Below are 13,934 nucleotides of genomic sequence, written 5' to 3'. Positions count from 1 at the left end.
CCAATCCCTTAACTCGTTTCTAACAAGTATCATGAATGCCATTGCTGCTGTCTCTGATATAGAGCAAATTAATGCTGCGCTTCAAAGCCACAATCCTTTTGCCCAACCCCCTTTCGTAAACGCCAATAACGTTTGGGGCAAAGGTTTTCCTGATGTTGAAACCCTAAATGCCCATGCATCAGATGCCATATTTAAAGCATTGGATGAAATCCGGGCAGGGCACTACTCAACAACCTCGATTTTGATTACTGCCCAGGATGGAACCGGCAAAACGCACATTATCAGCCGTATTCGCCATCGTCTTCAGGCGCAAGGCGGTGCTCTATTTGTATTTGCGAATAAGTTCAATGACTTAAACCAAATTAAACAAGGATTCCAGCAGCTTCTGGCTGAAAGCTTAAGCAATATTGGAAGCCAAGGCGTTAAGCAGTGGCAAGAACTTGCGGCATCAATGGCGAACGATACTGCTAAATCTCTTGGTCTACCAACAATGGCCCCCAAGGATTTTGTTAAAAAGTTTGATGCCAGTGAAACAGAACAGAATGTAAAGTGGATTAACCAATTAACTAAAGCATTCTGTAGAGCTAAAACTGTTCAAGATCCTGACATTGTTCGGGCTATCTTCTGGACACTTTCAGATGAAGAAGCTTTATACGCATCAAATTGGCTGGCAGGCAAAGAACTAGCCCAATTCAAAGCGAATGATCTAAGATTGCCAACACAAAAGCAATCCTTTGATGCGGTGCTTCAAATTCTATCACTCATTAGCGAATATAACGAGCTGGTTGTTTGTTTTGATGAATTGGATGTTTTAGAAATTAATGATGCCGGTTTGCACAAATCACAAGTCGTAGCAAATCTAGTCAAGGAATTAGTCGAGAATTTGCAACGAGGCGTCATTTTAAGTGTAATGATGCCTGGCACTTGGAAGGAAAGAATTCAAGATGTATTGCCTAAAGGTCTTTCCAGCAAAATGAAAACCGCAGGCGAGGCCCTGCCATTAAAATACTTGGACAGCGATTCTACAGTTGATTTGATCGCCTTTTCTCTAAAGGAATACTACGATGCTAGGGAAATAACTCCTCCCCACCCTGTTTATCCCTTCAATGAGGAACAACTTAGAACGATTGGCAAAGAGAAGCCTACTGTTCGAGAGGTTCTAAAATGGTGCCGAGAAAACTGTAAGCCACCCCTTGAAGAAGGCCCGGTAGTTCCTATTGAACCGGACAACCCAGTTGAGATGGCTTTCATTACCGAAATCAGCGATGATATTACAAACGGTCTAGATAACAACCAGGTAGTAGCTGAGGCTCTGTTGACAGGATTCCAAAGCTTGGTTGGTAAAACTGTTGAAAATGTAAAAGTTCAGAACGTAACTACAGGAGTTGGGAAAAAAGGACGTAGAGATCCTTATCTTAACTTTAAGATCCTTGGCGAGGAGAATGGCAAAGAAGTTGCCATTGGAGTTGCTGTTTTACAGTACGAAGGCGGTGCTGCTTTAGGCGCTGGCTTCAGACGTCTGATGGATGAGGACAAACAGTTTGATTTGACTCGGGGCTGCTTAGTACGATCTAAAGCTAAACCGATCAAATACCACTTCAAGAAGAAGTACCTTGATCCATTAGTTAAGAATGGTGGGGAATTTGTTGAGTTGAAGGAAGAGGAGATTAAGCCTCTGCTTGCTATTCGCTCCATATATCAGAAGCGCGAGTCAGACTATGGAGTAACAGAGGATGACATCTCTAGGTTTATTGAGGAAAAAGGAGCTGCTAATGGCTTGGGAATTCACAATAAATTACTCCTAGAAATTCTCAGTGACCCGTCTTACCAAGTTCCTCAAGACATCGAAGATGAGCCAGAAGCACCGGCAGAACCAGAAAGTAAACCTGCAGATGATTCTGATGAGGCCGAAGCTACTGATTTAGCAGAATTGTTGACTACTGATGGTGCTGCTGCTTAATGTCTGAACCAGTTTTACTTGACAGAGCATTGTGTCTGCCCGCTGCTGATATTGCTGCTTTGGTCGATGGACGAATGATCGTTGCAATACCAAAAATGCAGATACAGCAGGGTTGGACCTTTGCTCTGTACCCCTGCGAGCTACTAGACGATTCACTCAAGATTGAGGAACAATATCATTCATCTTTTATAGAATTAGCCCAAGCTTCCCTAGGGGAGCGAAAACAGGCAACTGTTGAGATGAAGGTGTGGGCGAAATGTGAATCGTACAAAATGTTTTACGATGCAGAAGAGTTAAAGCTTTTGTCTCAATTAACAGTTTGGACAGAAGCAGCTTTACACACTGCACTAAAGCAGAGGGGACATATTTTCCTCGCTTATCTGCGAGTTTATCAGTTGCCTCAGCCTATACAGGTAGCCACTAATATCGTTAGCCCAGACAAATTTGGGAAGTTTGTTAGCTTGCCTGCTTTAGACATCGCGCAAGAAGCCACCATTCCTTTACGAATCAACAAACTGCTTCCTGTTCTGAAAGATTCTGTGTTTCAGAAACGCAAAAATCAACTGATAGAACTTGAAGCCCCCTCTTATCCCGAGTTGGAAGAACTACACAACAGTCTTGCTTTGTTATCTAAAACGAACGCTGCCGCTCAGGAACTTAATTCTGAGATTCGAGCGTTACTGGGATGGAGCATTCAAGATGATGAGCAATTTGACCCTGAGGCTGAATGGATTCAGAGCATTGCTGATGTTGGCAATTCGAGTAATGGCAATGAATTTGAAAGGTTAGTACGTAAAAGTTTAATTACTCTTGGCTTTAGTAATTCCCGAAATGATCCTAGAGCAAGCCTGAACCCTGATGCGGTTGGAGGTGCAGGAGGATTAGATGTGTATTGTGATTATCCTTACTCCCTAGTTGGAGAATGTAAGGCCAGTGAGAATGAAAGCGTACCTAATGGCGTTTCAGCTCAGCTTATCAACTTAGGTCTTACTCATCTTGGCAAAGAAACTTTCGGAGAATCAGTAAAAATTATTTTTGCGGCTGGTCCATTGACGAAAGCAGCACAAAAAGCAGCTGTTGAAAGTGAAATGAACGTTATGCGTCCTGAAACATTACAAAATTTAGTTGATTTAAAGTCTCAATATCCAGGCTCTATTAATTTGCTAGAGCTTAAGTCTTATTTAGAACGGACGCCCTTTGGAGAGGAGTCTGAGGAAAAGGTAAATCAGTACATTCAACAAGTTTGGCAAAGACTCAGAGTTCGCTCACATCTTATTCAAACTGTCAAAAAATTAGCCGAGACTGAGCAGAATCGACGACAGTTTGAAGTGACCGAAATTCGTGTTATCTATAACGCAGATTTTGCCAGCCAGGATGGAAAGGTTCTAGATAATGAAACCACGCATGAGATTCTAATTGAGTTATCCTCTCCATTAGTGGGTTACTTGGGCCGTATTCAGGGAACCAGTCTGCAAAGCGATCGCTTCTACTACCTGCGTGATCTACTTGTAGAGTAAGCATCGCAATTGCGCACAACAAAACTACTTGCTCAATTTCTGTAGAGCAACTGAGCCAAAAGTCTCCCGTTCTGACGAGTACCTGTGAGCCAGTCATCGTGTATTCTTCCTAGCGTGGCAGTAGAACGGCGACCTCCAGAACAATGGCTAGTAGCAAACAACCGAAAGAAACGGACACGCTCATTGGCGTCATATCCGATACCCATGGCCTACTCCGACCAGAAGCCATCGATGCATTAGCGGGCTCTAGCCTCATCCTTCATGCGGGTGACATTGGTAAACCAGAGATTTTAGAAGGGTTGCAGGCGATCGCCCCCACCATCGCCGTCCGAGGCAACAATGACAAAGGCGCTTGGGCCGAACACATCCCCGAACACGAAACCATCGAAGTTGGGCGTGTTCTCATTCACGTTCTGCACATTCTCAAAGAACTCACCTTTGACCCAAAAGAAAAAGGAATTGGGGTAGTCATCACAGGCCATTCCCACAAACCCTTGATAGAAGAACGCGAAGGTGTTTTGTTTCTGAATCCAGGTAGTGCAGGCCCACGTAGATTTAAGTTACCAATCTCCGTTGCCCAGTTACACCTAAATGATTCAGCCGTGCATGCAGAAATTGTCGAACTAGAAATTTAACAGTTGTGGGTGGGCCAATAAAATGGCGCAATTTGCACGCCTTCAAGACAAGTCGCGATCGAGCTTCCACCCTCCACCTTCTGACAATTGATATGCAGATTATTGAAGAGACAACCGCAACAGCATTGCTTAGACTATCCCGATCGTTTCATTTTGTTTGTCACTTACAAGGTTTTGCGGCATAGACACAGCAACTTTTCCAAAGCGGCGATCGCGTTTCTGATAATGTAGCAAGGCGTGATACAGTGCTTCGCGATCAAAGTCGGGAAACAACACATCGGTAAAATAGGCTTAATCGGAAATTAGACGAAAAAGTGGCTTAAAGCCTTATCTCATGAGCTTTTCCAGCTTTTTGAGGCAAAAATGACTGAAAGCTTTACCAGGAAAGCCTTTTGAGCTTTTTGCTTCCCTATTACTGATAAAGTCTAATATAGTTCTGAGTATGCCATTTGCCAAAGCAGATAATTGCTCAGACGCATTTCACCGCTCGTGCGAATGAGCAAATCTGGATCAGAACGTCCTGCTGTATAAAGCTGTTCCTCGAACCGTGCAGCATTAATTTCTGAGAGGCGTAGCGTTCCCTGCTGAACCTGTTGGGCTAGCTGACGACAGGCATTAACCAGTTCGTTTCGACTGCCATAGTTAATAGCGACATTAAAATAAATTCTGTCATTCAGAGCAGTTTCCTGCGTGGCGTGATGCATTGCTTGCTGTAAAGCAGGGGAAAGCCCTGATCGATCGCCAATAAAAGCAATTCTGACGCCCTCCCGCTGCATTTCTGCTAATTCTCGCTGGAGCAGTTGTTCAAACAAACCCATGAGAAACTGAACTTCCGATCGCGGGCGCTGCCAGTTCTCGGTAGAAAACGCATAGGCTGTGAGCGTAGGAATGCCCCAATCCTTGCAGCAGCGCAGCAGTTCCTTCAACGCTTTGGCTCCCTGGCGATGTCCCGCAAACCGGGGCAATCCTCGTTGCGTTGCCCAACGTCCATTGCCATCCATAATCACAGCGATGTGGCAGGGCAACCGTTGCGGATCGAGATTCGTCGGTAAGGTTAGAAAGTTTTGGTTCGCCATCACTAAAAGTTCTCCTTGCTGCAATGACAGGGGCTTTCCCCCAATAAGTCCTGCAAAAAAGCTGGGGTGAGATGCTGGTTCCAGCGACTCAGCCGCCCTAGTGCGTGGAAGCAGGTCAGGGTAAACGTCCATCGATTTCTGGCTGACCAGGCTTGCCATCCCAGCACATCGGTCATGCGTTGGAGCGTGCCGACCAGACTGCTGCGATCGCGCTGATACCCAACTCGCCCCTGCATCGTTTGGAGTAAAGTCCAGCCAATATGAGGCAGCGATGAATTGGGATACGCCCAAATTCCAAAGCCCCAAAACTTTGCCATGTGGTTGATTTCATCCAGCAGCAGTTCATGTAGCACCGCTTGCAAAGGTCCAGTTGTATGTGCCATCAACCAGAGGTAAAGGCAGGCAGCCCCATACTCCGTTGCAACCCGGTGCAGCCCATGACGGTAAAGCGCAACGGTTGGGTTAGCTTCAGCTTGATAGGCTCGAACCCGGTGGGGCTGGGGAATAACTTTCTCCCCTGTGAGTTGGCTATAAACTTTGAGCAATGCTGGTGTATGTTGCCGCTCCTCCTTTTCCCAAAGACCCGGTTCCAGCAATTGACCGTCCTCCCCCACTACTCCCCCAACAAAGCGAGCCATCCGAGGATCGATCGGTTCTAGATATTGGCGGCTGGTTTGGGTATAACCTCGAATGGGAGCTTCAGTATCAATCGCCCCCCGCAGAATTGACAGAAAGACTTGCGGTTGTATGCCCACAATTTGATCGAGCGCAATTGCTTGCCAGTCGATCGGCGTCCAGGGGCGGCATTGGGGGTGATGAAATTGATGGGGTAAATCTTGAAGGCGATCGTTTAAGTGAGCGATTGAAAAATAATGGTCCAGTAGGTTCCTTAAATCCTGCTGAGTGGGAGAACCTGAAGGATCGGAAGAAGCGGATTGATTGTAATGCAACTTGTTGTGTATGAGTGGCAGGTCGATCGTCATAAGGGATATTCGTCCGAGATTAATGTGCGATCGTTCATAGCCTAAGCAATTCATCTATTTCGCGTCAGTCGGCAACAGTCGCCTATTAGATGGGTGTAGAAGTCGGAAAAGTCGGAAAAGTCGGTGTAGTCATACCCACTGGGCTGATTCAGTAGAATGTACAAAAAACTTCAGCAGTGATTCCGCAATGGAAGCTGAAACGGCGCTGGCATGGGTGGACCAGTTAATTACTTTCAAGACTGGGAAACAGCTTAATGCCCTACAAAGGGACATTTTGGCTAGGGTATTGCGTGGGCAAAAATACCCGGAGATTGCAGCGCATTCTGGTTATACCGAGGGACACATCAAGGACGTGAGTGCTCACCTCTGGAAAGTGCTGTCCGGGCTATTAGGAGAACGTATTACTAAAAGTACCTGTCGCGTGGTTCTGGAGCGGTATCTCCACAAGCAGTCTGGGGCTTCTACAACAGTCCTTCCTGCACTACCGCCTCACACTCCAGCTGAAACGCTCCTGGGCAGGGAAGCGGCGATCGCCCACCTGGATCATCTGGTGCAGCAGGGTTGCAAAGTCATTGTGATTCAAGGTGAAGGCGGGTTAGGGAAAACGACGCTAGCACAGCACTATCTCCAGACGCAGGGATTTGAAACTGTGCTGGAACTCTTAATGGCAAAGGAAACCTCAAATATTACCTCAGTAGAACGCATTGTGGAGGAGTGGTTAAAACAAGACTTCCAGCAAGAGCCAGGAACGGAATTGGGCATTTCCCTGGGACGCTTAAAACGCCAGCTTCACCAGCGACGCATCGGCATCTTGATTGACAACCTGGAACCCGTGCTGGACGCAGAAGGTCGGTTCATTTCGCCCCATCGCTCCTATGTGGAGCTACTGCGAGTCCTGTCTGATGCCAGAGTCCAGTCTGTCACCCTGATTACCAGTCGCGATCGACTATGTGAACCCGACCTGGCAGTCAAACACTACAAGCTGCCCCGGCTCGATCTGGCTGCATGGCAAACGTTTTTCAGCCGCCAAATGACGATCGATCCGCTCACCCTGGGGCAAATCCATCGTGCCTATGGGGGCAATGCTAAAGCCATGGGAATTTTGTGCGGTGCTATTGCAGAGGATTTTCAGGGGGACATGGCAGCCTACTGGCAGGAAAATCAGCAGAATTTGCTGGCAACGCGAGATTTGAGGAATTTGGTGATCAGTCAGATCGATCGCCTGCAAGCCTTAGATCCGGCTGCCTATCGATTGCTTTGCCGATTGGGATGCTACCGCTATCAGGAAATGCCAGCCGTTCCCTCAGAAGGTGTGCTGTGTTTACTCTGGGATGTGCCGCCCGACCAACGACGACAGGTGGTGACTGCGCTGCGGGATCGATCGCTGGTGGAGTGTGAGCAGGGCAAATACTGGCTGCATCCTACGATTCAAGCAGAGGCGATCGTCCGACTGCGTGCCAGTTTGGACTGGGAAATTAGCCACCGCAAAGCCGCCCAATTCTGGACAAGTCAGGTGTTAACGATTGAAACCGTTCAAGATGCGCTGCAAGCCCTGGAAGCACACTATCACTACATCGAAATAGGAGACTTTGAAGCCGCCGGCAGCGTTGTTCTCAAAAGCCGCACGAATCAGTGGCAGCAGTTTTTACCCCTGGGCAGCACCCTCTACCGCATGGGATTGCTGCAACCTGTTTTGGCTGCGATCGTTCAAGTCATTCCTCACATTCAATCTCCCCCGAAACTAAGCGAGCTTTACAATATCCTGGGCGATTTGTATTGGATCAGGGGGCGCATTAGCGAAGCGATCGCCTGCCAGGAAAAAACCATTAGCCTTGTGGAGGCTGCTCAACAAAAGCTTTCTTCCGCCACCCAAAACCAGCACACCGTTTACTATCTGCGGATGCTGCAAGTGGATTCGCTTCTCAGCATTGGGCTATATCAGATGGATTTATGGGAACTGGAGGTCGCTGCCCGACTCTTTCAACAGGTCATCGATCTGGCGCAAAATACCGCCCATCATCCCTGGGCAGAAAAAGCATCGGTTTGTTTAGCCCTCGCCCATTCCTATCTGGGACAATTCGATACTGCCGATTCCTTAGCGGAGACTGCTTATCAATTCATCCTGACCCAGAAAGTGATTGAACAAACCGGACGATTCGCTTATTTCATTCAAATTCTGGGTCAAACCTATACGAATTTACACAAGTTTGAACGGGCACAGGCAATGTACGATCGCGCCCTGGCATTTGCAGGAGCTAGCCATTACACCCAGGTCAAAGCGAAGACGCTGAATGGACTGGCAGAATTTTGCCGCCAACAGCACGATTTAGACTCTGCCCTGAGCTACCACCAACAGGCGATTGCCCTACTCGAGACGATCGGAGCCGTTTGCGATCTGGCAAATGCTTATTTTCAACTGGGACTCACTTACCGGGCGATTGGTCAATTGCAACAGTGCCAGAAATCCTTCGAGCAGGCATTGCGGCTGTTTGGGCAAATGCAGGCAACAAAACAGATTGAGAAGGTTCAATTTCAGATTCAGTCTAGGTGATTTCCAGAGAAGTTATATAGTCTCAGCGACATGATCGCGCGAATTTAAACCCATCAAAAAATTGCCCAAAAACGGCATGATTGCGCAAATAGCGACATTTATCATGCAAAGGCACACAAACATACAGAAGGCGGCACCCAGACTCGAACTGGGGGTAAAGGTTTTGCAGACCTCTGCCTTACCACTTGGCTATGCCGCCGCGATGGAGATTGATGTATCTCTCAACGATTACCTAGTATATCAGAAGTCGCGGCCTAAAAATATAGAAGCGATCGCCCTTTCTTTTTATAAAATCGCTGAGCCCTGACAAGGCATAAAACTTGAGGTTCCACAGCCCTAAAACAACCTGAGTTCGGGTTAAGGGCGTTTTCAAGTGCCGCGCGTTGCGCGGCACTTGAAAACGCTCATTTTGGCGTGCGCGAAGCGCACGCCAAAATGAGCACTTCAGCTTATCCCGAACTGAGGTTAAAACAGACTAAATTCAGATCGCTGCGGAATCCAGTAGGCTGAAAGTGTTGTTTATGGGTGTTCCCCTATGCCCTCCAACTCCCTCTTGATTGCTCAGTTAACCGATACCCATCTCTTTGCCGATGAGAGTAGCGCCATGATGGGCATTCAGTCTGCCGCCTCACTTCAGGCCGTGGCAGATCAGGTGCGATCGTTACCGCGACAGCCCGATATTGTGCTGCTAACAGGAGACTTATCGCAGGACGAAACCCCTGAATCTTATGAGCGGTTACGGGAAACCATAGCCCCGCTGGGAGCTACCACCTACTGGATTCCCGGCAACCACGATATCCCGGCAATTATGCAGCCTATCTTGCAGGATGGAGTGTTTCAGACAACCCGAGGGTTTCAGACAGGCGGATGGAATGTCGTTCTATTAGATACTGCCGTTCCAGAGCAACCTTTTGGGGAGTTGGCCGAGGCCCAACTAACATTTCTAGATCAGCAGTTGCAGGCTGCATCTGAATTGCCGGGGCTAGTGGTATTACACCATCCTCCCTGCCCGGTCCATTGTCCTTGCATGGATGCAATTCGGTTGCAGAATGCAGATGCCTTCTATAAGGTGCTCGATCAGCACCCGCAGGTCAAAATTGTTCTGTTTGGGCATATTCATCAGGAATTCGAGGGCGATCGCCAGGGAGTTACTTACCTGGGCTCACCCTCGACCTGCGTGCAGCTCAAATCAGGGAGCGACAACTTTGAAGCCGACTCCGTGCTGCCCGGTTTTCGGTTGTTAGAACTGTTTCCAGATGGGCGCTTTAGCACACGGGTTGAGCGGATTCCTGCTCTACCGAGCCAAATTTAGACTATGGCTTAAAGATTTTTCTCCTAGAGAACTGGCGGGAAAAACAACCACCCAGCGCCCTGTATCAGGATCTCGATAGGTGGTGAAAGGATTTGGACGTAGAGCCGTCGAAACTGGGTTTGAAATGGGCAAATTGGCCGTAGAGTGTTCGCGATCGCCTAGCATGATGCACCCTTTGCAGAAACGTAGAACACCGCCCTCTGACGGTAGTAGATAGTCGCTATGATAATCGTTCAACGGAGGGTTTGGAACATAGGTGAAGCCCCCAACATCAGAGTATAAACCCTTACTGCGAAGCGTCCATCTCGTAAATTACCCATAGAACCTCATAAGATCCCGTAAAACTTCTACAGGATGCCAGAATATCTCAACCGCGTGGTAATGGTGGGCCAAGTCAATACCCGCCATACTCTTAAGGCGATAGAGAAAATAGCTACCCGCAATCAGCTTTAGCACGATCTGCGTAGGCTGCATTTCCCTCTTCGTTCAACGAATATTTACCCTTATATCAGGAGAGTCTTTAGAGACGCATCTGTTAGAGGACAGAGGCCCCAAGAGGCACACACAACTGTGGCAATTGTCGTCATCCTCACACCCTACTCCGGCCTAAAATCCAGGTTCTACAGCGCTTTGCGTTTGAATCAACCAGATTTTAAGTGCTTGAAAAGCGCTGTAATATTGACACGCATGCGTGTAGCAGTTTCTATCTGCTAACTAAGGAGATTTCCAGTAATGAAATTACCCCCAGAATGTTGGTACTTTGCCCACTTCGCGGGCAAAGTACCAACATTCTGGGTAAATTCTTATGCAGAAACCTCCTAAGTCTATTCATGATTATTTCTGAAAAGCTGCGCAGAACTCGGCTTTCCAGAAATGGCCCTCCTGGTTCAAGGCGCAGTGCGACACAAAAAAGTGGTGTGGGGTATTTCATACTCCACACCACTCAATCTATGCCCATCAACGCGTTATCAGCGCGATAGGTTAGGCGATCGCAAAACTACGGCTGGTCAGCGCACTAGCCTGGATGTTGGTTAGCGTTGCTAAGGTCACAAACGTCGTACCAGCTCCACTTCCATCCTGATCAACTTGGACAGCGGTAGAAGCCCCAACCTGAGTTAGCTTGACAAACCGATCAAACTTAGCAAAGGCTGTGGCCCCCGTATTAAAGGGCGCTTTCCGGAACATGGGGGACAGATCGATCACATCCTGCCCGATCTGGAAGCCCCGAATGATATCGCCCCTTTCCGTCAGCTGGCTATAGCTGTAAGTATCACGGCCAGCTCCGCCAATCAGCGTATCCACACCCAGACCACCGACGAGCATATCGTTACCGCCGCCGCCGTTAATCTTGTCATTCTGAGCATCACCCTTCAGGAGGTCATTGCCCCCCTCACCCAATAGGTTATCTTTTCCAGCTCCCCCATTAACCCGGTCATTTGCAGTGCCGCCATAGATCGAGTCATTGCCGGTGCCACCGCTCAGAATGTCGTTGCTGGCATAGCCACGAATCGTATCGTTACCACCCGCACCCGACAACGTATCGTTTCTAGTTGTTCCCAGAATGGTTTCATTCCTAGCCTTTCCGCTATACGTACGGCCACGCAATCCACCCGTAAACCGGAGAGGAGCGGGAGGCAGAGCCGTGGTACCCCGTTTCCAGGAGATAGAACCTCCAGCAGTTAGTGGGTTGCCAGCCGCGTCCGTAATGCCCGAACCCGCCACATCCAGGCTTAGGCTGTAACTCCCATCGACTCCTGTAATAGGAGCTAACCCACTGAGAGTATAGGTACCGCCGTTATTCGAGAGCGTAGCTCCCGACAAGTTCACCGACGCGCCATTACGGGTCAACTGAAGATCTGACAAGTTGAAGCCTGCCATGGCCTCGCTGAAGCTGAAGGTAACGGTACCCGTTGCAGGATTAACACGTCCATCTTGAACAAGAGAAGAAACAGGGGCAATGGCTAGCGTTGGGTTTACTGTATCAACCCGAATACCGCTGCTATCGATGTTGCCAGGAAGCGTCAGAGTAGGGATGCCGTTGAGATTACCTTGAAGAACACTACCGTTCAGATTGAGAGACTGTACAGAAATACCATCTAAATCAGCATTGCCTTCCGTAATGGTATATCTGAAGACTAGCTGTTTTGTACCGGTGCCCGAAACATAGGTTGCATCGACCGGACCACTATCTAGGGAAAGCCCTAAGATTGGCGCTCCACCCGTCGTATCAACATTGACAACCTCATCAAAGTTAACGACGAAATTAAGGGCTTGTCCTGTCCCATAGCTTTTAGCGTCGGGCAGGGTCACACCCGTTACACTGATCCGTTCGACCAGACCATAAAACGTTCCTCCACCGCTGCCATTATTTGCGATGAAGAACAGGTTTCCATTGAATAGAGACAATTCATCGGGGGCAGCATTTCCGGCTGGATTGATATCCAATTTAACGGGAACCTTGCTGTCATTGATGTAGAAGACATCGCTATCACCCGTAGCATCCGTACCGGAGAAATATAAGTTCCCATTGATTGATGTGAGCGCCTTTATGCCTGTGATGCCATTTAATGAAATGGGATTCGCAACAAAGTTGTCGCTCACCGGAATAGCGTTGTTCCGGGTTAAGTAGTAGAGCTGTTGAGCACCTGTCGTGCTATTTGTAGCCGTGAAGTAAAGGGTTCGATCCACTTCAATTAAGTTCTCTGGAGTGAGATTACTATTGAGTGGAACTTGAGTTGGTGCATTGTTGGGGCCAAGGAAGTAGAGTTTCCAGGCTCCATCAGCATCCTTAGCTCTGAAAAAGAGAGTTGACCCGACTTCAGTTAATGATTGGGCAGAAGAACTTCCTGTTGGGTTCACGTCAATTTTGTTAGCCGAGTAACCTACACCGAGGAAATAAAGTTCTTGATCACCAGTTGCATCCTGGGCGCTGTAGTAGGGCGTATCACCAATAAAAACTGGCTCTTGATAGAAATCACCCGGCAGTGTCAAAGGTGTTTCGATCAGATTTTTATCCGGGTCAACAATAAAAAGCTTCAATGCTCCGCTGGAGTTTGTAGCCCTGAAATACAGCGAGCCATTCACATTATTGAGAGAATCTGGAGAAGAGCTACCTGTCGAATTTACGCCATTTGCACCACCCACTTTGACGGGGTTGTTATTAGCATCTAAATAGAAAAGTTCTCTATCTCCTGATGTATCCAATGCACTAAAGAACAAAGTGCCATTGACATTGGTTAAAGATTCTGGAGAAGAGCTTCCTGCGGTGTTGATATTGATTTTTGTAGGGGCACCATTGGGGCCGATAAAGTAAAGTTCCCGATCGCCATTTGCATCTTGAGCTGTAACGTATAGCTTGCCATTAACATCCGTTAGCTCTTTGGGAAGTTGAGCAGAATTGGACTGATCAGTAACCGTAATTTCGAGTACCATGATTAGCTTCTCCGAGATCAATCAAATGACAAAAAAAGTGCCCAATGGCGTCCAGGGAACCATGGCAATAAATAGTGGGGAGAACAAAGCTCCGCGACAATTCAATTAAGGTAGATGCTTTGCAGAAATTGTCTTAGACCAAGATGAAGGGCATCGGGAGTCCTGAAATTACGTATGGCTCTTAAGAGGGCTTTGTCAAGAAGTCATACGTCATAGGACAACAGTCCGTGATTACACCCCTCAAAACTTTCCTTCTACCAAGTTACCTATTAGAGGAAAAGACAGCACCTGGATTTTGATGAAGAATTGATGGATTGCTGTGAAGCTTCTGATGGTTTTGAATTTCGGTGTAAGTAGAATTCAAAATTATAAAAAGACTGTGAATTTCAGAAGTTGAGTCCTTTTTTTCTAGCCCCTATCCTGTAATAGAGAATTTCATGATTGCGCCTACCACCTTCAAAGGTAAAT

10 protein-coding genes, 1 tRNA gene and 1 pseudogene are annotated in these 13,934 nt (G+C 47.7%); 5 read left to right on the top strand and 7 right to left on the bottom strand.

Going from position 1 to position 13,934, the window contains the following annotated elements; translation table 11 throughout:
* The first annotated feature begins 31 nt into the window (after window positions 1-31).
* The 3 genes from NDI52_RS07865 (at window position 32) to NDI52_RS07855 (ending at window position 4,112) form a co-directional block, all read left to right on the top strand.
* A complete protein-coding gene (locus tag NDI52_RS07865) occupies window positions 32-1,960 on the top strand; it encodes an AAA family ATPase (RefSeq protein WP_190771668.1) in 1,929 nt (642 codons plus the stop codon).
* Window positions 1,960-3,477: a DUF1802 family protein gene (locus NDI52_RS07860; protein ID WP_190771669.1), complete on the top strand. Its 1,518-nt coding sequence runs from the start codon at window positions 1,960-1,962 to the stop codon at window positions 3,475-3,477. The genes NDI52_RS07865 and NDI52_RS07860 overlap by 1 nt, the downstream gene beginning before the upstream one ends.
* A gap of 143 nt (window positions 3,478-3,620) precedes the next feature.
* Window positions 3,621-4,112: a metallophosphoesterase family protein gene (locus tag NDI52_RS07855; protein WP_190771670.1), complete on the top strand. Its 492-nt coding sequence runs from the start codon at window positions 3,621-3,623 to the stop codon at window positions 4,110-4,112.
* 129 nt (window positions 4,113-4,241) lie between these two features.
* Here the strand turns inward: NDI52_RS07855 and NDI52_RS07850 are convergent.
* The 3 genes and pseudogenes from NDI52_RS07850 to NDI52_RS07840 all read right to left on the bottom strand — a co-directional run.
* A pseudogene (locus tag NDI52_RS07850) lies at window positions 4,242-4,400 on the bottom strand (undecaprenyl diphosphate synthase family protein); the annotation flags it as partial.
* 137 nt (window positions 4,401-4,537) lie between these two features.
* Window positions 4,538-5,188, bottom strand: coding sequence for a polyprenyl diphosphate synthase (uppS, locus tag NDI52_RS07845; protein ID WP_190771671.1), 651 nt, complete (start codon window positions 5,186-5,188; stop codon window positions 4,538-4,540).
* 2 nt (window positions 5,189-5,190) lie between these two features.
* The gene (locus NDI52_RS07840) at window positions 5,191-6,171 is read right to left on the bottom strand and encodes a ferritin-like domain-containing protein (protein ID WP_242035853.1); all 981 of its coding nucleotides are present in this window, start codon (window positions 6,169-6,171) and stop codon (window positions 5,191-5,193) included.
* Between the two features lie 187 nt (window positions 6,172-6,358).
* Here NDI52_RS07840 and NDI52_RS07835 point away from each other — a divergent pair, with 187 nt between their 5' ends.
* Window positions 6,359-8,722, top strand: a complete 2,364-nt coding sequence (locus NDI52_RS07835; protein ID WP_190771672.1) for a tetratricopeptide repeat protein — start codon at window positions 6,359-6,361, stop codon at window positions 8,720-8,722.
* A 128-nt stretch (window positions 8,723-8,850) separates the two neighbouring features.
* On the opposite strand, the gene NDI52_RS07830 is transcribed toward NDI52_RS07835, so the two are convergent.
* Window positions 8,851-8,921 (bottom strand) — tRNA-Cys (locus NDI52_RS07830).
* A 336-nt stretch (window positions 8,922-9,257) separates the two neighbouring features.
* On the opposite strand from NDI52_RS07830, the gene cpdA reads away from it, so the two are divergent.
* Entirely contained in the window at window positions 9,258-10,034 is a 777-nt protein-coding gene (gene cpdA / locus NDI52_RS07825; protein WP_190771673.1) for a 3',5'-cyclic-AMP phosphodiesterase, read from the top strand.
* Here the strand turns inward: cpdA and NDI52_RS07820 are convergent.
* From NDI52_RS07820 to NDI52_RS07810, 3 genes are all read right to left on the bottom strand, one after another.
* Window positions 10,017-10,271: a hypothetical protein gene (locus NDI52_RS07820; RefSeq protein ID WP_190771678.1), complete on the bottom strand. Its 255-nt coding sequence runs from the start codon at window positions 10,269-10,271 to the stop codon at window positions 10,017-10,019. The genes cpdA and NDI52_RS07820 overlap by 18 nt on opposite strands.
* A gap of 75 nt (window positions 10,272-10,346) precedes the next feature.
* Complete coding sequence (locus NDI52_RS07815; RefSeq protein ID WP_190771674.1) at window positions 10,347-10,508, bottom strand: hypothetical protein; 162 nt, start codon at window positions 10,506-10,508, stop codon at window positions 10,347-10,349.
* A 507-nt stretch (window positions 10,509-11,015) separates the two neighbouring features.
* Window positions 11,016-13,466, bottom strand: a complete 2,451-nt coding sequence (locus NDI52_RS07810; RefSeq protein ID WP_190771675.1) for an Ig-like domain-containing protein — start codon at window positions 13,464-13,466, stop codon at window positions 11,016-11,018.
* Window positions 13,467-13,934: the final 468 nt, after the last annotated feature.

The sequence above is a fragment of the Leptolyngbya sp. PL-A3 genome, from assembly GCF_039962325.1.
Lineage (GTDB): Bacteria > Cyanobacteriota > Cyanobacteriia > Elainellales > Elainellaceae > Vacuolonema.
Note: the sequence above shows the minus strand (reverse complement) of the source record. Positions and strands in the feature narration are given on the sequence as shown.

Bases quoted from the DNA above. Each gene is read 5' to 3' on its own strand.
- NDI52_RS07835 (WP_190771672.1), top strand. From the start codon at position 6,359: ATGGAAGCTGAAACGGCGCTGGCATGGGTGGACCAGTTAATTACTTTC.
- NDI52_RS07815 (WP_190771674.1), bottom strand. From the start codon at position 10,508: ATGCAGCCTACGCAGATCGTGCTAAAGCTGATTGCGGGTAGCTATTTT.
- uppS (WP_190771671.1), bottom strand. From the start codon at position 5,188: ATGGCGAACCAAAACTTTCTAACCTTACCGACGAATCTCGATCCGCAA.
- NDI52_RS07810 (WP_190771675.1), bottom strand. From the start codon at position 13,466: ATGGTACTCGAAATTACGGTTACTGATCAGTCCAATTCTGCTCAACTT.
- NDI52_RS07860 (WP_190771669.1), top strand. From the start codon at position 1,960: ATGTCTGAACCAGTTTTACTTGACAGAGCATTGTGTCTGCCCGCTGCT.
- NDI52_RS07840 (WP_242035853.1), bottom strand. From the start codon at position 6,171: ATGACGATCGACCTGCCACTCATACACAACAAGTTGCATTACAATCAA.
- NDI52_RS07855 (WP_190771670.1), top strand. From the start codon at position 3,621: ATGGCTAGTAGCAAACAACCGAAAGAAACGGACACGCTCATTGGCGTC.
- cpdA (WP_190771673.1), top strand. From the start codon at position 9,258: ATGCCCTCCAACTCCCTCTTGATTGCTCAGTTAACCGATACCCATCTC.
- NDI52_RS07865 (WP_190771668.1), top strand. From the start codon at position 32: ATGAATGCCATTGCTGCTGTCTCTGATATAGAGCAAATTAATGCTGCG.